Raw genomic sequence first — 18,420 nt, 5'->3', positions numbered from 1 at the left:
CGCCTCTAGCGCCCGAGCGCCGCCCGCGTGGCGGCCTCCCGCCGTCGGGCCGCGAGCACCGTGGGCACCGCGAGCACCGACATGGCCACCATGACGAGCGCGGCGCCGAGCAATTCGCGCGTCCCCACGCCGGGCAGTCCCAGGAACAGCGACAGCCCCACCGTGGCCACCACGCCAGAGAGCACGCTGGACGCGCGATTCACCGGCACGGAGAAGGCATTCTCCCTCGCGTCCAGGAGGATGAGCCCGCCGAAGATGCCGGTCCCCTGGGACAGCAGGCCCACCAGCACCTCCTCCAGCAGCCGCCCCCGGGCGAACATGCCGGTGAAGCCCTCGCGGATGTCCTGCGCCGCGGCGGAGCCACCCCAGAGCGCCACCCCGGCGAGCACGAGCACGAGGAAGGGCGTGGCCACCATCTGCTCCTCCACGAAGTAGCGCGTGGACAGCGACTTGTCCTCGGACTTGGCCAGCCGGCTCATGGCGCGCAGCCGGATGAAGTAGCTGAGCAGGTACACGCCCACATCCACCATGGCCACCACCGTCATGGTGGCCCGCGCATCCGTTCCCGACGCGACGACCACCGCCGAAAAGCTCAAGCCCAGCGCCACCCACGAGGGCCAGCGCACACGCCTGCGGCTCAGGACGTCCACCACGGGCGCCAGCACCAGCACGCCGCCGCGCATCAGCAGCATCATGAAGACGATGGAGGTGCCCTCCAGCGTGTACGCCAGCGTCGTGGTGCCGATGATGGCCGCCGAGCACATCCCGGACAGGAAGGTCCACGGCCCCGGCGAGGGCACCCGCAGGCCCAGCACCTTCCGGTGCCCCGCGAAGCGCCACCAGCGCTTGAGCGTGAGGAAGACGAACATGCCCACCATCGACGTCGCCGCGCTCACCGGAAGCAACGTGAAGCCGACGATGCCCTCCTCCATGCCCGGCAGGGAGCCGCTCGACAAAGCCTTCGTCAGCGCGCTGTAGGGGGCATAGGCCGCGAAGTACCCGAAGGCATAGACCCAGATGGTGAGGTCGGTGGAGTCGTCGTGCTGCGTCGAAGGAGCGGCCAGTGCGGACCTCGGGACAGGGCCAGATGGACACCGTACAGCAAGGCGCGTGCCCTGGCCCGCACCGGCTGGAACAACCGCCCCATGCAATCAGTGCGAGCCCTCGTCCGTAGGCCTCTCAACTCGGATGTCTCAGGAGCCCGCCCATGCGCTCATCGCTGCTGCCGACCCTGGCCCTCGCCGCCACCCTCACCTTCCCGGCCTTCGCGGCGGATGACGCGGCGAAGAAGCCCAACGACATCAAGGTCGTCTGCGCCACCACGTCCAAGGATGGCAGCCGCGCCGTGCAGGGCACGGACCTGGTCATCGAGGCCGGGGACAAGGTGACGGACGCGGTCGCCGTGGACGGCAACGTCATCATCCGCAAGGGCGCAAGGGTCGACGACGCCGTCGCCATCCGGGGCCGCGTCATCGTCGAGGCCGGCGCCCGCGTGACGGGCGACGCCGTCTCCATGGGTGGGGAGGTCCGCATCCAGAACGGCGCGCGCGTGGACGGCAGCGCCATCGCCCTGGGCGGCAAGCTCACCGTGGACAAGGACGGCGTCATCGGCGGCGACAGGATCAGCCTGTCCTTCGAGATTGGCGGCAAGGACCTGCTGCGCGGCTTCATCGAGGAAGCGCTCGAGGAAGAGACGGGCTGTCACATCATCGACGAGGACGATGAGGACGACGACAAGGGCGAAGACAAGGACGTCTGAACGACGTCCCCTCCCAGCCCGCGTGGGGTGCTACGCGGCGCTGACGGTATCCGGGGCGGAGTCCGCGTCCCGGGTCAACGGCTGGAGCGAGGCGCGCAGCGAGAGGATCTGATCGCGCGCCAGCGTCTTGAGCTTCTCCAGGTCATCCATCGTCATGCCCTTGGTGGAGATGGGCGTGCCCACCGTCACCATGCCGCGCGAGGTGGAGAAGCGCCACGAGTGCTTCGGCAGCGCCTTGCGCGTCCCGCTCACCGCCAGCGGCAGCACGTCCGCCTGACGCTCGATGGCCAGCCGGAACGCGCCGTCCTTGAAGGGCAACAGCTCGTCCGTCTTCGAGCGCGTGCCCTCCGGGAAGATCATCACCGGCATCCCCTTCTCCATCCACTCCTTGCAGCGCGCCATCGCGCCCGTGGCGGACTCGCGGTCTCCTCGGTGCACGGGGATGTCGCCAGCGAGGCTCATCATCCACCCCACCACGGGAATCTTGAAGAGGTTGGCCTTGCCCAGCCACTTCATCTCCCAGGGCAGATGGGAGATGAGGAACGGGTCCGCGTTGGACTCGTGGTTGCTCACCACCACCGTGTTGGGGGCCACCCGTTCCGGCACCGCGCCGTGCACCCGGAAGCGCCAGTACGGCGTCAGCTTCGCCGCGGTGACGCCCACCATCCGGAAGCACCGGCCCGTGGCATAGCGCGTCTTGTCGAACGGCAACGTGAAGATGGCGATGACGAGCTGAACGAAGAAACCGACCAGCGCGACGATTCCAATCTCGACCCAGGTCCAGATGGAGAGCAGTGCGTTCATGAGAGAGCCTCGAGCAATCGTCAGCGGACAGCGGAGTCCAGGTCCACGCTCACCGGGCAGTGGTCCGAACCCGACACGTCGGGGTGGATGGCGGCGCGCTTGACGTAGGCCATGGCTCCGGGAGACGCCAGGACGTAGTCGATACGCCAGCCGATGTTCTTCTCCCGCACCCCGAAGCGCTGGCTCCACCACGAGTAGTGGCCGCCGCCCTTGTGGAAGTGTCGGAAGCTGTCGACCCAGCCCGCCCGGAGCCACCGGTCCAGCTCCTCGCGCTCCTCCGGACGGAAGCCGCTCGTCTCGCGGTTCTCCCGGGGACGCGCCAGGTCGATGTCTTGATGCGCCGTGTTGAAGTCGCCCACCACCAGCACCCGCCCGCCATCGCGCAGCGGCTTCTCCAGCTCCGCGAAGAGGCGTCGGTAGAAGGCCAGCTTGAAGGGGATGCGGCTCAGGTCCCGGTCCTTCCCGTTGCCGTTGGGGAAGTACACGTTGGCCACCGTGAGCTTGCCGAAGCGGGCGAGCTGGAGCCGGCCCTCCACGTCCATCTCCGGGATGCCCAGACGGGTCTCCACCACGTCGGGTTCATCTCGGGAGAACAGGCCCACGCCGCTGTAACCAGGGCGCTCCGCGGACGAGAAGTGCGTCTTCCATCGGGGCGGGGTGCGGACCTCGTTGGGCAGCTGGTCGGCGCGCGCACGCACCTCCTGCAGCGCCACCACCTGCGCCCTCGCGCCCGACAACCACGGCAAGAAGCCCTTGCCGTGGGCCGAACGCAGTCCATTCACGTTCCATGAGACGACTCGCACGGAACGCTTATGGCCCGGCCGGGCCGGGTTTTCCAGCCCCTACCGGTTCAGAGACCGGTAGGGGCCGGGGATGCCCGTCAACTACTCCGTGGCGCTGGAGGAGTTCTGGGGCTGACGCGTCGTCCGGAGAATGAAGTCGGACGCATTGTCCTGCGAGTCATACCCGTTGCCAGCCGTCGCATCCGAGCCGTTCTCCATGGTCGCCGCCGTGGAGGAGATGGACGCCTTGCGCTCGAAGCTCCCCGCCGCCGCTGGGATGGTCGGGAAGGCCGTGCCTTCCGGGGCATTGCCAGCGCGGTAGGCGAACGCATCCACGGTGGCCGGGTCATTCACCTCGAGGCCCAGCGCCGACGTACCGATGCGCAGGCTGCCGCCGCCATTGGCGCTGGCCGACATGGAGAAGGCCGTGCCCCAGCTCGCGTCGCCGCTAACTGCGCCCGAGTACTGCGGATGCACCACGAGGTAGAAGCCTCGGGGCTGGATGGTGGCACCGGCCGGCAGCGTGGCCGACAGGTACCTGTCACCCGCCACGCTCTTGTACTGGACCTTCCAGCCGGACAGGTCCACCGCGGTGGCGGTGGGGTTGAACAGCTCGATGAACTCGTCGTTCGCGTTGCCCGCGCCCGCCGGAGCCGCCTCGCTGATGACGACGTGGTCCGCGCCCGTGGGCGCGTCCGTCACGCGAAGCTGCGCCGACACCGACTGGGTGTCCAGCGTGGCCACGACCAGGCCCTCACCGCTGGCGTTGGCCGCGACCAGGTCGAACTTGGCGGACAACGTGTCGGCCCGCACAATCACCTCGGCCGGCACGGCGCCCAGGCTGGCCGGCTGCACCTCCAGGTACACCGTCGTGTCCACCGCCGGAGGCACATCCAGCGTCACCGTGAAGGCGAACGCGGAGCCTCCGGTCACCACGGCGACCTCGGGCGAGAGCTGCGCCAGCGCCGCCGGCTGAGCCGCGGCCAGCACCTGCACCAGGGCATCGCGAGTCACGCCGCCCAGGCTGGCCGTCAGCGTGGCCTTCTGCACGTCCGGATCCTGCGACGCGTCAGCGCTCAGGATGACGACCGCGGAACGCTGGCCCGCGGGGATCATCACCTGCCCACCCTCCACGGTGACAGCGGGGCTGGACGACGCCACCGTCACCACCGTGTCCTGGAGCGCCGGGCCGCTGAGCGTCACCGTCAGCGGCTCCGGGAACGTCGGGCCGCTGGAGCCCGAGCGCACGAACACGCCCGTGGGGGCCAGCGAGGCCAGCGTCGCCTCACCTGTCCCCGCGGGTACCAGGTCCGCGGCGGAGCGCGGCTCGATCTTCGAGTGGTCATTGCGCAGCTCCAGCACGCCGGTGATGGAGAAGAACCGGTCTCCCAGCGCGGGCAGCGAGAACGCGTACAGGTAGTCGTTGATGCGCAGCGAGCCGTTCACCTCGAACTCACCGGTGGGCGCGCTTTCTCCGCCAGCCGGCGCGGGCGCGATGTTCGTCACGTCCACCTGCGACACCCGCACCAGCACGCCTTCCAGCGGAGCGGCGCGCAGGCCGCCCGTGGCGATCTCCGCGGGCGTCACCACCTGCGGAGCCGGCAGCGTGCTGCCCTGGCTGACGATGGTCGCCGTGGGCGTGGCGATCTGCAGCTGACCGAAGTAGTTGGCCACCGTGCCGTTGACGTTCACTCGCACGCCCGCCACCACGTTGCTCGGGGGCGCGGTGCGGGTGAAGACGAAGACGCCGGAGTAGTCCGCGCCCTGGTAGCCCTGATCCAACGGGTTGACCTGGACGAAGTAGCCCGTGCTGCCCACGCCGGTGACGGTGACGTTGGACAGGCCCACGCGCTGGCCCACCCACGCCGAGCCTCCACCCGGAGCCGGCTCCTTCACCTGGTAGATGGACAGCGGGCACGCCGTGTCGCCCGGGTTGGGAGACGCGCAGATGTCACACACGTCGCCGCGTCCGTCGCCATCCGCGTCGGCCTGGTCGGCGTTGGGCACGCCGGGGCAGTTGTCCACGGCGTTGATGACGCCGTCGGCATCCGAGTCGTTCGGGTTGGGCCGCGCGCACAGCGTGGTGTTCGCGTTCAGCGGGCACACGTCGCACGCGTCACCGACGCTGTCGCCGTCCTCGTCCCGCTGGAGCCCCTGGTCCATCGGGCGCACCGGGTTGAAGACCGCCGGGCAGTTGTCCTGCGCATCGGGGATGCCATCGCCGTCCACGTCCGTGCCGGTGGGGTCACCGGAGTAGACGGTGGAGCCCGTCACGGAGGCCGGGTAGCGGGAGTCCGTGGAGGCGCGGCGCGGCTCGCACACCGGCTCGCTCGCCGGCACGGTGCAGGAGAACAGCGGGTAGGCGCCGTTGTTGCTCGAGGTCAGAGAGGCCAGCGACGTGCTGATCTCCGACTGGAGGCACACCGAGCGCTGCGCGCCGCACACGACCAGCGTGTCGCAGCTCGCGCCACCCAGGGCGGTGACCACCGCCGCCTCACCGTAGAGCGGCGTACCGCCGCGCATCGTCAGCACCACGTCCGCGGGCTCCGCCATGATGACGGCGCGGTACGGCGAGTCCACATGGCCGTTGAGCCGGAAGATGGCCACGTCCGCCAGCTTGCCCGGCGCCAGCGCGCCCGTGTTCGTGGCCTGGAACGCGTGGGCCGCGTTGCCAGTCACCATCGCCCACGTCTCCGCGTCGGTCAGCGAGTTGTTGAAGTAATCACTGTCCAACGAGTCCGCGCAGCGCAGCTCACGCAGGATGTTCATGGAGCCGGAGCGCAGCCAGTCGGTGCCCAGCGCGATGTTCACACCCAGGGACTTGTAGAGCGGAACCGCGGCCGTATCGCCATACAGGCCGATGTTGGAGCGCGGCGACCAGACCAGGCTGCTGCCCTTGCCGGAAATCATGGAGATGTCGGCGGCGCGCAACCCGATGCCATGGACGATGGCCGTGCGCTGGCTGAGGATGTCCTGGCCACCAGACTGCTGACCGGAGAGGCAGAGGAACTCGTTGCGCGCGGTGCCTTCGATGCCCTCGGCGATGTGCGGCAGATAGGCCGAGGCGGCCGGAATGTCCGACGGCGTGTCGATGCCCGCGTAGCCACAGCCGCTCGCCACTTCGCGACCGTCGCTGTCGCTCAACGGGAACGTCTGGTAGTTCGCGCCCGAGCCCGCCCCCAGGCCTTCCTGGTTGCTGCCCGTCTCGGAGAGGTTCGGCGCGTCCAGGTTGCGCAGCAACCCCTTGGCGCCACCCGAGCCGGCGATGGACGTGGTGCCCGCGATGACCTGGCGCAGCTCGCCCCAGCGAATCCCATCCGCGTTCGTCGTGCCGCCCGCGGAGATGCGCGTGTGGCCGTTGTTGCCTTCACGCCAGTCGTGGCGGTGCTCGTAGCGCTCTTCCACCGTCGAGCCGGTCGCCACGTAGGGCGCCGCCTGGAACGTGATGTGGTCATGCGAGTTGATGAGACCCGGCGACACCACCGCCTGCGGGCACGTCACGCGAGTGGCCGTGGACGCGCCTGGGGTCTGCGAGCAATCACAGCTCACACACTGGATGATGCCCGCGGAGTCCACGAGCATCTGCCCACCCTGGTAGACCTTGTCCGGCGCCAGGATGATGCCCGTGAACAGTCGCGCGGCGCCGCCCGACTCCACCGAGCAGGACCCCGTCGGAGGAGGCGGCAGGTTCGCCGCCGGGCACATCACCACCGTCTCACCCGAGCCAGCGTCCGTGCCGGCATCGCTCCCCGAACCCGCATCCGGCTCGCCAGTACCGGCGTCCGTCCCCGCATCCGTCTCCACCGGGCCGGCATCCGTGCCCGCGTCCGTCTCCACCGGGCCGGCATCCGTGCCCGCGTCCGTCTCCACTGGGCCGGCATCCGTGCCCGCGTCCGTCTCGACAGGACCGGCGTCCGTGCCCGCGTCCGTCTCCACCGGACCCGCATCCGTCTCCCCGGGGCCTGCGTCGATGCCGGCGTCCGTCTCGACAGGACCGGCGTCCGTCTCCACCTGGCCCGCATCCGTGCCCGCGTCCGTCTCCACCGGGCCAGCGTCCGTACCCGAATCCGTCTCCACCGGGCCAGCGTCCGTACCCGAATCCGTGCCCGCGTCCGTCTCTACGGGACCCGCATCCGGCTCACCGGCATCCGGCTCACCCGCGTCAGGTACCGTGGGACCGGCATCCGTGCCCGCGTCAGGCGTCGGCTGACAGCTTCTTTCACAGCCATCCCCATTGGTGGTGTTGCCGTCGTCACAGCGCTCGCCACTTTCGACGACACCATTTCCACAGACAGGGTTGGAAGGAGGGTCGTCACCATCACAAGCTGAGACGACCAGGAGCAGCGCCGTGAGAGGCGCCAGCAGTTGGCGGAAAGACCAGGACATGTAGGGGACGCTCCGGAGTGGCAGACCTGCGGGGGGCTGAATCCTACAACCGTCATGCATCTTTCAATCAGCAAAATTTCAACAACACCGTAGCAAAATGCAACTCCCGGGGTGCTTTCCACCCCAGCAAAACCCGGGCAATTCCCGTGTTTTCGAGACTCTAAGGGTTGACCATCACATCCCTGTTCCTTTGAAACCTCTCAGACAACCTCCCACTGCGGGCACGAAGTGTCGCGAGTCCGGACGCTTACGCGGAGTGTTTACTTCCCGTCAGCGACGCCCATAGTGAGACATCGGAAACACGGACTGGATGTCTGTGTTTCTTGAGAAGTCTCTCAGAAACACAAAGGTCGCGCTTCACGGCTTAATCATGAAATCGCTCTCAGCGAGGGCGGTTCAGGGGGATGTGTGTCTTCAACCAAGAATCGACAACACCCGAGGGGGAGACCCCTACCCGGAGGCCGGGTCGCGCCCACGCTCGGGCGATCCTTCCTGGCGGCCGCGCTGGTCTCCAGCCTCGCCTGCCAACCGGACGGAACCGACGCGTCCCCGCGGGCCGCTCCAGGCCACCAGCCCATGGCGCCCACGCAGGAGAAGCTGGTGGGCTCCTCGCCACAGGCGGTCGCGGAGCCCACGTGCGCGCGGACGATCTTCGCGGACGTGGTGGCGCTGGACCAGGTCTACACCTACAACCGGCTGGGCTCCTTCAACCCCACGGGCATGATCTACGCCCTCCGTGAGGACGTGGAGGCCATCAGCCCGAGCAAGCCCGCGGGGCCCGGCAACGCGCGGCTGAAGACGAACAAGCGCCCCCGCCCGCTCACCCTGCGCGCCAACGTGGGGGACTGCCTCCACGTGAAGTTCACCAACTGGCTGGCCCCCACCCGCTCGGCGATTCCCAGCGCGGAGGAGTCCCAGCCCGGCCCGAGCAAGGCGGGCGGCTCCACCACGCAGAGCTTCCTGCGCAAGCTCTTGCCGCTCTGGGTGTGGACGCCCTCGTATGACGCAGTCCTCTCGCTCATCAAGGGCGAGGCGGTGGGCGGCCGGTGGTTCTGGCTCGGCGAGGACAAGGAGGCGGACAGCGACCACCGCGACAACTCCCCCGCCACGCGCCACGCCTCCATCCACGTGCAGGGCCTGCAGTACCGGAACATCCTCTCCGACGGCGCCAACGTCGGCTACAACCCCAGCAGCCTCGTGCCCTCCGGAGGCTCGCTCGACTACGAGTGGTACGCCGACCACGAGGGCGTCTTCTTCTTCCACAGCATGGGAGCCTCGTTCGGCGGCGAGGGCGACGGAGGCTCCACCGCGCAGGGCCTCTTCGGCGCCGTCAACGTGGAGCCCGCGGGCAGCAGCTGGTACCGCTCCAAGGTGAGCGCGACCGTGCTCAAGTCCGTCACCACGGGCACCAACCCGGACGGCACGCCGCTCATCCAGTACGAGAAGCTGGATGACGCCAACCGTCCGTACCTGGCCATCCTGGATGCCAATCGGCAGATCCGTCACGGCGACCTGGAGGCCATCATCACCGGCTACAAGGACACGTCGGTGGGCACCCGGACGTCCATCGACCAGGGCCACTTCCGCGAACTCACGGCCATCTACCACGATGAAATCAAGGCGGTTCAGGCCTTCGACGAGCTGGAGTGGAACCCGACGTTCCACAGCGTCCGCGACGGCTTCGGGGTGAACTACGGCGTGGCGGGCCTGGGCGCGGAGCTCATCGCCAACCGCGCGAAGATTGGCCCCACCAAGGACTGCGTCACCTGCGAGTACGAGGAGTTCTTCCTCGAGTCCTGGGCCAATGGCGACCCGGCGATGAACGTGGAGAAGGACGCCTCCGGCAAGGCCGTGGCGGCGCTCTATCCGGACGACCCGACCAACGTGCACCACAGCTACCTGGGCGACCCGGTGCGCATCCGCAACATCCACGCGGGCCCCGCGGAGACCCACGTCTTCCACCTCCACGCCCACCAGTGGAAGTACTCCCCCGGCGCCCAGGACTCCAACTACCTGGACTCGCAGACGGTCAGTCCCGGCTCGGCCTTCACCTACGACATCAACTTCGGAGGCTCCGGCAACCGCAACCTCACCGTGGGCGACTCCATCCACCACTGCCACCTGTATCCGCACTTCGCCCAGGGCATGTGGGCGCTGTGGCGCGTGCATGACGTGTTCGAGGCCGGCACCAAGGACCGCGTGCTGCCCGACGCGGAGATCAAGAACGGCACCCCCAACCCGGCCGTCATCCCCATCCCCAGCCGGGCCATGCCGCCCATGCCCACGTATGTCGCCACCACGGTGAGCACACCGTCGGGCCCGATGACGCGGCCCGCGTTCCCCGGCTACCCCTTCTACATCCCGGGCATGCCCGGCCGCCGGACGCCCCAGGCGCCCCTGGACCTGGAGTTCGACGGCGGTCTGCCGCGCCACATCGTCACCAACGCGGTGGGCCCGGTGGCCTATGGCAACTCGGGGCGCTTCGACGTGGACCCGACGGCGCTCAACATCAAGCTGCTGCCCCAGGCCGGCACCCCGACGGAGAAGGCCGCCATGGCCTTCCACTCCGGCGACTTCCCCAGCTCCATCGGCGCCACCGCGCCCTCCATCGTGCCGCTCCACAACGACCCCGTCTTCGCGGAGACGGTGAGGTACTACCCCGGCTACACCGCGCTGGGCGGCACCGGGAAGTTCCTCGTCAACGGCCGGCCCCCCGTCGCAGGCGCGCCCTTCGCGGACCCGTGTCCGGCGCGCACGACGAAGCGCAACTACCGCGCGACCTATCTCCAAATCGCCATGCAGCGGGTGAACCGGGCCGGCTGGCATGACCCGCAGGCGCGACTGATGGTGCTCAACGAGGACGTGCCGGCGACCCAGGACGGCAAGCGGCCTCCAGAGCCCTTCTTCTTCCGCGCCGAGTCGGGCGAGTGCATCAACTTCTACGCCACCAACCTCATCCCCGCGCACCTGGCACCGGATGACTTCCAGATCTACACGCCCACGGACATCATCGGTCAGCACATCCACCTGGTGAAGTTCGACGTGACGGCGGCGGACGGCGCCGGCAACGGCTGGAACTACGAGGACGGCACGCTGTCCTCGGACACGGTGGCGCACCGCATCCACCTGGCCAACGCGGCGGGCGGCGCCTTCGTGGCGGATGGCAACGTGGGAGAGACGGGCGCGCGCGTGTACCTCACCGCGCCCGCGTCGCACCCGCGCATCCCCCGCGCGCCGGGCACCGCGCAGACCAGCGTGCAGCGCTGGTGGGCGGACCCGCTGCTCAGCGACTCGGGCAAGGAGCACCCACTGGAGACCGTGTTCACCCACGACCACTTCGGCCCGTCGTCCCATCAGCAGCACGGCTTCTACGGCGCGTTGATCGTCGAACCGAAGGGCTCCAAGTGGAGAGACCCTCGCACGGGCATCTTCTACGGCTCGCGCGTGGCGGACGGTGGCCCGACGAGCTGGAGCGCGGACATCATCACCGCGAACCCGGCCAACAGCTTCCGCGAGTTCGCCATCGCCTTCGCGGACTACGTGCCCCTCTACGACGAGTGCGGCAAGCCGGTGAACCCGCCCAACTACAAGGAGGAGAAGCTGCCGTGGGCGGTCGGCTTCGAGTCCACACCCATGCCGGAGGCCATCAGCGCCGCCGACCCGGGCGGGATGACCATCAACTACCACAACGAGCCCATCCCCCACCGCATCTCCACGCGCCTCAGTTGCAGCGATCGGGTGCAGCGCAGCGGGACGCGCGGAGACATGGCCAACGTCTTCCGCTCGGACATCCACGGCGACCCGTACACGCCGGTGATGTACGGCAACCCGGGCGACAACATCCGCATCCGCCTCATCCAGGGCTCACAGGAGGAGCAGCACTCCTTCACCCTCCACGGCAACAAGTGGCTCAAGGAGCTGTACGACCCGGACAGCGGCTTCTACAACGCGCAGCCCATCGGCATCTCGGAGAAGTTCGAGTTCAACCTGACCGGCGGCCTGCCGCAGATCATCGGCCCGTACGAGACGGCGGACTACATGTACATGAGCGCTTCCACGGGCGACCTGTGGAACGGCATGTGGGGCATCCTCCGAACGACGAAGAACCGGCTGCGCAACACCCGCACCCTGGCGGACGTGGCCCTGCTGGCCGCGGACGAGAACCCGAAGCTCCAGTCTGTCGCCACCCGGGGCGCGGCGAACGGGGAGGTGCAGCCCTACCCGCCGTTCACCCTGCTGGACCTGCCCGACGAGGCGGGCCTGGAGGTGTTGGATCCGGAGAAGGAGCGCGACTCCGTGGAGGACTCCTACGAGGTGGACGAGACGGGCAAGCCGGTGAAGCAGCGCACCGTCGAGCACCTCATGGCGGACCGCGAGGGGATGATGCGAATCGACAAGGACCTGGTGCTCCAGTACGAGGCGCTCCAGTGGTTCGGCATCAAGCCCATCAAGACGGACTCGTGTCCGAAGGGCTCGCCGGTGCGGCTGTACCGGGTCTCCGCCATCGACGCGAAGAACCACATCGCCGGCAAGCGGCTCGTCTACAACGACGCGCACAAGATCTACGACCCGGACGCCATCATCTTCGCGCAGGACGCGCACCTGGCCGGGCTGAAGGCCGGCACGCGCAAGCCGGAGCCGCTCATCCTCAGGGCCCGCGCGGGTGAGTGCATCCAGGTCATCCTGACCAATCGGCTGCCATCCACCACCCTGCCGAAGTCGTACGTCTGGGCGCACCACTCGGCCATCACTCCGCGCTTCAACGTCAACCAGGTGCGGATGTCGAACCACGTGTCGCTGCATCCGCAGCTCGTCAACTACGACGTCAACGTGGACGACGGCGCCAACGTGGGCCTCAACGCGGTGCAGACGGTTCCGCCCGGCGGCACGCGCGCGTACCGGTGGTTCGCCGGTGAGTTCAAGAGCTCGCCGTTCGGCACCCCGTTCCCCTGGGGCCGCAGGACGCCCATGGAGTTCGGCATCGTCAACCTGCGCAACATGGCGGACGTGGTGAACCACGGCATGCACGGCGCCATCGGTGCGCTCGTCATCGAGCCCGCTGACGCAGCATGGACGGCCGACCCCGGCACCGAGGCCCAGGCCTACGTCTCGTACACCCGGGCCGACGGCAAGCCGGAGACGTTCCGCGAGTTCGTCGCCCTCTTCCAGGACGACCTGGGCCTGCACAGTGATGACTCCACCTTCTGGGACACGGATGGCCTGGAGAGCGGCACGGCGCTGCGCAACACGGCGGGAATCGACGACTCGCAGGACACCGGACAGAAGGGCTTCAACTATCGCACCGAGCCCCTGTGGGCCCGCCTGGGCGTGCCGCCCCAGACGGACATGGAGACGCTCAACGATTACGACCTGCGCGACATCTTGAGCTTCACCGCGCATGGCGACCCGGCCACGCCCGTGTTCGAGGTCAAGGTGAACGACCCGGTGCGCTGGCGCTTCGGCCATCCCTCCGGTCACTCACGGCAGCACGCCATCTCCATGCATGGCGCGGAGTGGCGCCGCAATCCATGGCTCGCGGGCAGCCAGTCGCGCGTCATGGGCCCCAACGCCACGTCACCCATCATCTCCACCCAGGGCGGAGCGTCGGTGATGCAGTCGTACACGATGATCCCCGAGTACGGCGCGGGCGGTGCCTCCAGCGTCAAGGGCGACTACCTCTACCGGGACCACGCCAGCTTCCTGTGGAGCGCTGGCGGCCTGTGGGGCGTGTACCGGGTGAAGTAGCGGTTGCTCGCTGTTGGTTCCGGGCGACGCGGTCCACCGCTGACCGCGTCGCCCCCCTTCTCTCTCTTCGGTGTCCCTGGAAGTCCCCGCACCATGCGCAAGAGCCTTGTCTTCACCACCCTCGGCCTGCTGTCCGTGGGCGCACTCAGCGCCGCCGGATGGAATCTCCGCGTTCGAGCACAGCCGGACGTCCCCGCGGCCGCGCCGCCCCTCCCCGCCCCGGAACCCGTCTTGGCCGAGCGCGAGGGTGTCTCGGTGCGGTTCGATTTATCGCTGACCCCTCGTCCCCGGGAGGCCGCGGCCGGCGCGCCGCTCCAGGGCACCGCGCGCTTCGTCCTCCAGGACGCGAAGTCCCACGCACCGCTCCAGGGCCGGCGTGTGCTCGGCTGGATGTCGCTGCGGGAGAAGGGCGCCGCGCCCCTGGACGACGCGGCCTGCACGGCGCGCGTGAAGACCTATCTGGGCGGGCTGCTCTCCGCGCGCGCGGACGTGGACCTGAACGCCTACTGGTTCCTCACCCTCAACCATGACCACACGGTGTCGGTCATCAACCCGCAGATCGCCTTCGAACGCACCAAGCTGCACAGCCTCGTGTCCGTGGGCGGAGAGGCGGCCGACTGGGCGATGTTGAACGACCGCTCCGCGCTCTACGTGACGGTGGCCTCCGGCAACAGCGTGTCCGTGGTGGACATGGAGCGCTTCCTCGCGACGCGGACGGTGCGCGTGGGACAGCAGCCGGGCCGCATCGCGGTGGCGCCGGATGGCCGCACCGCGTGGGTGAGCAACGATGGGGACGGCACCGTGAGCGTCCTCGACACCGCGGCCCACGCGGAGGTGGAGACCCTGCGCGTGGGCGCGGGCCGCCACGAGTTCGCCTTCTCCGACGAGGGCCGCACCGCCTGGGTCACCAGCACCGAGGCGGACGTGCTGACCGCCGTGGACGTGGCCTCGCGCGAGGTGCTGGGCACCGTGAAGGTGGGCGTGGGCGCGGGTGACGTGGCCTGGAGCCCCGTGGCTCGAGCCCTCTTCGTGGTCCAGCCCCGCTCCAGCGAGGTGCTGGTGGTGGACCCCGAGAAGCGCGAGGTGTCGCGGCGCATCGCCGTGAAGGCCGGGCCGGGCGCGCTGCGGTTCGACCGCTCCGCCCGCTGGGCCTTCCTGCTGTACCCGGAAGCGGGCGCGGTGGACGTCCTCGACGCCGCGCGCAGCCAGGTGGCCCACGCGCTCACCGGCTTCTCCGCGCCGGACTCCGTCGTGTTCACCGAGTCCTTCGGGTACGTGCGCAACACCACCAGCGGGCGCGTGTCCCTGGTGGACCTGAACACGTTGGAGGGCACCGGCACGCCCTCCGTGGTGAACGTCACCATGGGACAGCGCGCGCCCGAGGAGTCTCGTGGGTTGGGCCGCTCGGACCCCATCGCCGCGCTGCCCGAAGGCAACGGCGTCATCGTCGCCGGCACCGCGGACCGGGCCCTCTTCCTCTACCAGGAGGGAATGATGGCGCCGCGAGGCACCCACCTGAACTACGGCCGTGAGCCTCGCGCCGTGCGAGTCCTGGACCGCTCACTGCGCGAGGTGGAGGCAGGCGTCTACTCCGCCACGGCCACGGTGCGGGAGAACGGCACCTACGACGTGCAGCTGCTCCTGGACAACCCCCGCGCCATCGTCTGCATGCAGTGGCAGGTGGGCGGCATTCCCGAGGACGCGGCGCTCGCGAAGAAGCTCCCGCTGACCCTCACTCCCGCGTTCGACCCCGAGACACTGCTCACCGCCGGCACCACCACGCCGCTGCGCTTCAAGCTGGAGCCCACCCCGGGCATGACGGGCATGCCCCCGGTACAGCCCGAGGAGATTCGCGTCCTCCTGTTCAAGACGCCCGGCACCTGGCAGTGGCGCACGGAGCCCCGGCGCACCGCCGACGGCGGCTTCGAGGTGGACTTCACCCCGCCGACACCGGGCCAGTACAAGCTCGTGGTGGGCGTCGAGAGTCGGAGCATCGACCTGGGCCGGCTGCCTCACTTCACCTTTGGCGTTGTCGAGGCTCCCGCCGCGACGACCGCGTCCGCTTCCGAGGTCCACCGATGATACCGCGCCTGGTGTCTCCCCTGAAAATCAGCAGCCTCGCGCTGGCCCTGGTGTGGGCCCCTCTCGTGCTCGCGCAGGAGGTCGCGGTGCCGACGCACAAGGCCGCTTCCTCGGCCTCGTCGCTGGACGTGGAGGTACCCGACGTGGCGCTGGTGGACCAGACGGGCCGCGAGGTGAAGCTGTGGACGGACCTGGTCCGCGGCCACACGGTGGCCATCAACTTCATCTTCACGCGATGCAAGACCATCTGCTCGCCGATGACGGCGACGGTGGCACGGGTGCAGAAGGAGCTGGGCCCGCGGAGCAACGTGCGCTTCATCTCCATCACGCTGGACGTGGCCAACGACACGCCCGAGCGCATGGCCAGGTTCGCCGAGCCCTTCAAGCCAGGTCCCGGCTGGTCCTTCCTCACGGGCGAACCGGCGAAGGTGAAGGAGGCGCTGGTGGCGCTCGGCGGCTATGTGCCGGACAAGGAGGCGCACCGTCCCACCGTCCTGGTGGGCAACGCGGTGTCGAACACGTGGACGCGTGTGGACGGGCTCGGCAGCCCGAGCGCCATCCTCTCCGCCATCCGTGAAGTCCAGGCCGCCTCCGCCGGCCCCACGGAGTTGGGGCCCCAGGCCCGTGACGCCGCAGCCCAGGACGCCGCAGCCGCGAAGTACTTCACCAACACGGAGCTGGTGGACCAGCACGGCAAGACGCACCGCTTCTACGAGGACCTGGTGCGTGGCCGGAAGGTGCTCATCAACTTCGCCTTCACCGCGTGCAAGGGCGCGTGCTCGCCCATCACGAAGCACCTGACGCAGGTGCAGGAGAAGCTCGGCGGGCGCGTGGGCAAGGACATCACGATGATCACCCTCTCGGTGGATCCCGCCAACGACACGCCGAAGAGCCTGGGCACCTTCACGAAGAAGCTCGGCGTCCAACCCGGCTGGTACTTCCTCACGGGCGCGAGGGAGAACATCACCCTCGTGCTCAAGAAGCTGGGGGGCTACGTCGATGACCCGGACGCGCACAACACCACGCTGCTCATCGGCGATTCGGCCACGGGGATGTGGGTGAAGTCTCCGGCGATGGCCCGCGTGGAGAACATCGTCTACGCCGTCGAGCACTTGAACGACCCGAGGTAGCGGCATGCCGACGACGTATGACGGCCCCCGCGCACTCGGAGTCTCGCGAGGGGCGCGTGACGCAAGGTGGGTCCTCGCGGTCCTGGCATCGGTATGGCTGGGATGCAAACAGCCGGTCCCGGCTCCGGCACCCGTGGACCCGCTGGCAGCGAAGCGAGGGCGAAGCCTCTTCCAGCGCGGACAGAGCGTCCGCGGAGCGCCTCTCATGGGCTTCCTCGCGCCCGAGCGCGTGGAGCTGAGTGGTGAGGTGGCCGCATGCGCCCGTTGTCATGGACCTTCGGGTCGTGGCAGTCGCGAAGGCGGCGTGGAGGTGCCCGACATCACACCCGGCGCCCTCGGACATTCGCGCACGCGGGCGGTGGGCGAGGTCGAGGACCGTGCCCGCCCCGCGTACTCGCGTGCCACGTTGCTGCGTGCCATCACCGAGGGCCGCTCCGCGAGTGGACGCGAGCTGGGGATGACCATGCCTCGCTACGTGCTGGATGATGCGGAGCGAGAAGAGCTGCTCGCGTACCTGGTTCAGCTTGGTGAGCATCCAGACCCGGGAGTCTCCCCCACTACGCTCACGGTGGGCGCGGCGCTGCCCCTCACGGGAAGGCTGGGGCCGCTGGGACAGGAGGCGGCAGCCGTGGTGCGCGCGGTGTTCGCGGACGTGAACGCCAGTGGTGGCATCTTCCGAAGGAAGCTGGAGCTGGTCGTCGAAGACGACGCCGCGCTCCATGAACCACGCAGCGTGACGCGTTCGAACGCTGAGACCACCACGGGGTTGCTGGCACGTGAGAACCCGACCCGGGTGGAGACAGAAGGTCCCCAGCGTGTCACCCCGGACGCCACCACGCGGCTACTGGACCGAGGCGTACTCGCGCTCGTGGCCAGCATGCGCCGGGGTCCACTTCCTTCCGACACGAGGCTCGCCGCGGAAGGTGCGCCCCTCGTGCTGCCACTGGCCTTGACCGGAGGAACCTCCGAGGAGGACAGCCCGGTGTTCTTCCTGTACCCGGATGAGCCCTCACTCGCGCGGCTGGCGGTGCAGTCCCTCGCGAGCACACGCGAGTCCGAGCTGCGACGAAAGCCCCTCGTCATCGTCCACACCGGAGGAGAAGCGGGACAGGCCTGGGCACAGGCCGTGCGCGCCGAGACGACACGTCGGGAGTTCCTCTCCCCTGTGGAGCTGACACTCCCGGATGGGACTCTCCCAGTGGAGCGCTGGGCCTCCGCGCCTCCGCCCGCCGTGTTGTACGCGGGAACCCCCGAGGGGCTGGCCACCTTGCTGCGCGCTCTGGAGGCCAGTGCCCCCACGGTGCGAGTCCTCGCGCCCGCGAGTCTCGCCATCCCCGAGGTGGTAGGCGCATCGACAGCGCGAATCCACTTCCTCTACCCCGCGGGACTCGGAGAACGCGCCCCCGAGCTGAAGGACTTCGTCGCGTTCATGAAGCGCCACGGCCTGGCTCCAGGGAACTCCTCGTTTCAATTCGGCGCCTACGCCGCCGCACGTGTGCTGGTGGAAGCCCTCACCCGTACGGGCGCGGAGGTCACTCGCGCCAGCCTGACGCAACAGTTGGAAGCCCTGCGCGACTTCGACACCGGCGTCTCCCCTCCCGTCACCTTCGGCGTCAATCGCCGCGTGGGCATCCAGGGAGGACAGCTCGCTGCGTTGGACCCCACCACGAACCAGCTCGTCGCCGCGTCCGACTGGATACCGCTGACACCCTAGCGACGGGTGTGCGGGCAT

9 protein-coding genes are annotated in these 18,420 nt (G+C 69.0%); 5 read left to right on the top strand and 4 right to left on the bottom strand.

The window, feature by feature from the left end:
* Nucleotides 1-5: 5 nt before the first annotated feature.
* Nucleotides 6-869 carry a hypothetical protein gene (locus tag HUA76_RS38350; protein WP_254614759.1) on the bottom strand — a complete coding sequence of 288 codons (864 nt, stop codon included), beginning with the start codon at nucleotides 867-869 and terminating at the stop codon, nucleotides 6-8.
* Nucleotides 870-1,207: 338 nt separating this feature from the next.
* Here HUA76_RS38350 and HUA76_RS38345 point away from each other — a divergent pair, with 338 nt between their 5' ends.
* Nucleotides 1,208-1,759, top strand: a complete 552-nt coding sequence (locus HUA76_RS38345; RefSeq protein WP_174463682.1) for a hypothetical protein — start codon at nucleotides 1,208-1,210, stop codon at nucleotides 1,757-1,759.
* A gap of 30 nt (nucleotides 1,760-1,789) precedes the next feature.
* Here the strand turns inward: HUA76_RS38345 and HUA76_RS38340 are convergent, their stop codons facing one another.
* The 3 genes from HUA76_RS38340 to HUA76_RS45860 form a co-directional block, all read right to left on the bottom strand.
* Entirely contained in the window at nucleotides 1,790-2,563 is a 774-nt protein-coding gene (locus HUA76_RS38340) for a 1-acyl-sn-glycerol-3-phosphate acyltransferase (protein WP_174463681.1), read from the bottom strand.
* A 20-nt stretch (nucleotides 2,564-2,583) separates the two neighbouring features.
* Nucleotides 2,584-3,366, bottom strand: a complete 783-nt coding sequence (locus HUA76_RS38335; RefSeq protein ID WP_174459300.1) for an exodeoxyribonuclease III — start codon at nucleotides 3,364-3,366, stop codon at nucleotides 2,584-2,586.
* Nucleotides 3,367-3,447: 81 nt separating this feature from the next.
* Nucleotides 3,448-7,731, bottom strand: coding sequence for a lamin tail domain-containing protein (locus HUA76_RS45860; RefSeq protein ID WP_254614758.1), 4,284 nt, complete (start codon nucleotides 7,729-7,731; stop codon nucleotides 3,448-3,450).
* 576 nt (nucleotides 7,732-8,307) lie between these two features.
* Between HUA76_RS45860 and HUA76_RS38315 the strand changes: the two genes are divergently transcribed.
* From HUA76_RS38315 to HUA76_RS38300, 4 genes are all read left to right on the top strand, one after another.
* Entirely contained in the window at nucleotides 8,308-13,476 is a 5,169-nt protein-coding gene (locus tag HUA76_RS38315) for a multicopper oxidase domain-containing protein (RefSeq protein WP_174463680.1), read from the top strand.
* Between the two features lie 93 nt (nucleotides 13,477-13,569).
* Nucleotides 13,570-15,558 carry a YncE family protein gene (locus tag HUA76_RS38310; protein ID WP_174463679.1) on the top strand — a complete coding sequence of 663 codons (1,989 nt, stop codon included), beginning with the start codon at nucleotides 13,570-13,572 and terminating at the stop codon, nucleotides 15,556-15,558.
* An 11-nt stretch (nucleotides 15,559-15,569) separates the two neighbouring features.
* Complete coding sequence (locus tag HUA76_RS38305; protein ID WP_371823581.1) at nucleotides 15,570-16,688, top strand: SCO family protein; 1,119 nt, start codon at nucleotides 15,570-15,572, stop codon at nucleotides 16,686-16,688.
* A gap of 205 nt (nucleotides 16,689-16,893) precedes the next feature.
* The gene (locus tag HUA76_RS38300) at nucleotides 16,894-18,402 is read left to right on the top strand and encodes an ABC transporter substrate-binding protein (protein WP_254614757.1); all 1,509 of its coding nucleotides are present in this window, start codon (nucleotides 16,894-16,896) and stop codon (nucleotides 18,400-18,402) included.
* The last annotated feature ends 18 nt before the right edge of the window (nucleotides 18,403-18,420 follow it).

Origin of the sequence: Myxococcus sp. CA056 (assembly GCF_013336715.1) — a bacterium.
GTDB classification, from domain to species: domain Bacteria; phylum Myxococcota; class Myxococcia; order Myxococcales; family Myxococcaceae; genus Myxococcus; species Myxococcus llanfairpwllgwyngyllgogerychwyrndrobwllllantysiliogogogochensis.
Note: the sequence above shows the minus strand (reverse complement) of the source record. Positions and strands in the feature narration are given on the sequence as shown.

What these genes read in the sequence shown, in the direction of transcription:
- HUA76_RS38350 (WP_254614759.1), bottom strand. Translation starts at nt 869, where the DNA reads ATGTTCGTCTTCCTCACGCTCAAGCGCTGGTGGCGCTTCGCGGGGCAC.
- HUA76_RS38345 (WP_174463682.1), top strand. Translation starts at nt 1,208, where the DNA reads ATGCGCTCATCGCTGCTGCCGACCCTGGCCCTCGCCGCCACCCTCACC.
- HUA76_RS38340 (WP_174463681.1), bottom strand. Translation starts at nt 2,563, where the DNA reads ATGAACGCACTGCTCTCCATCTGGACCTGGGTCGAGATTGGAATCGTC.
- HUA76_RS45860 (WP_254614758.1), bottom strand. Translation starts at nt 7,731, where the DNA reads ATGTCCTGGTCTTTCCGCCAACTGCTGGCGCCTCTCACGGCGCTGCTC.
- HUA76_RS38315 (WP_174463680.1), top strand. Translation starts at nt 8,308, where the DNA reads ATGGCGCCCACGCAGGAGAAGCTGGTGGGCTCCTCGCCACAGGCGGTC.
- HUA76_RS38310 (WP_174463679.1), top strand. Translation starts at nt 13,570, where the DNA reads ATGCGCAAGAGCCTTGTCTTCACCACCCTCGGCCTGCTGTCCGTGGGC.
- HUA76_RS38300 (WP_254614757.1), top strand. Translation starts at nt 16,894, where the DNA reads ATGGGCTTCCTCGCGCCCGAGCGCGTGGAGCTGAGTGGTGAGGTGGCC.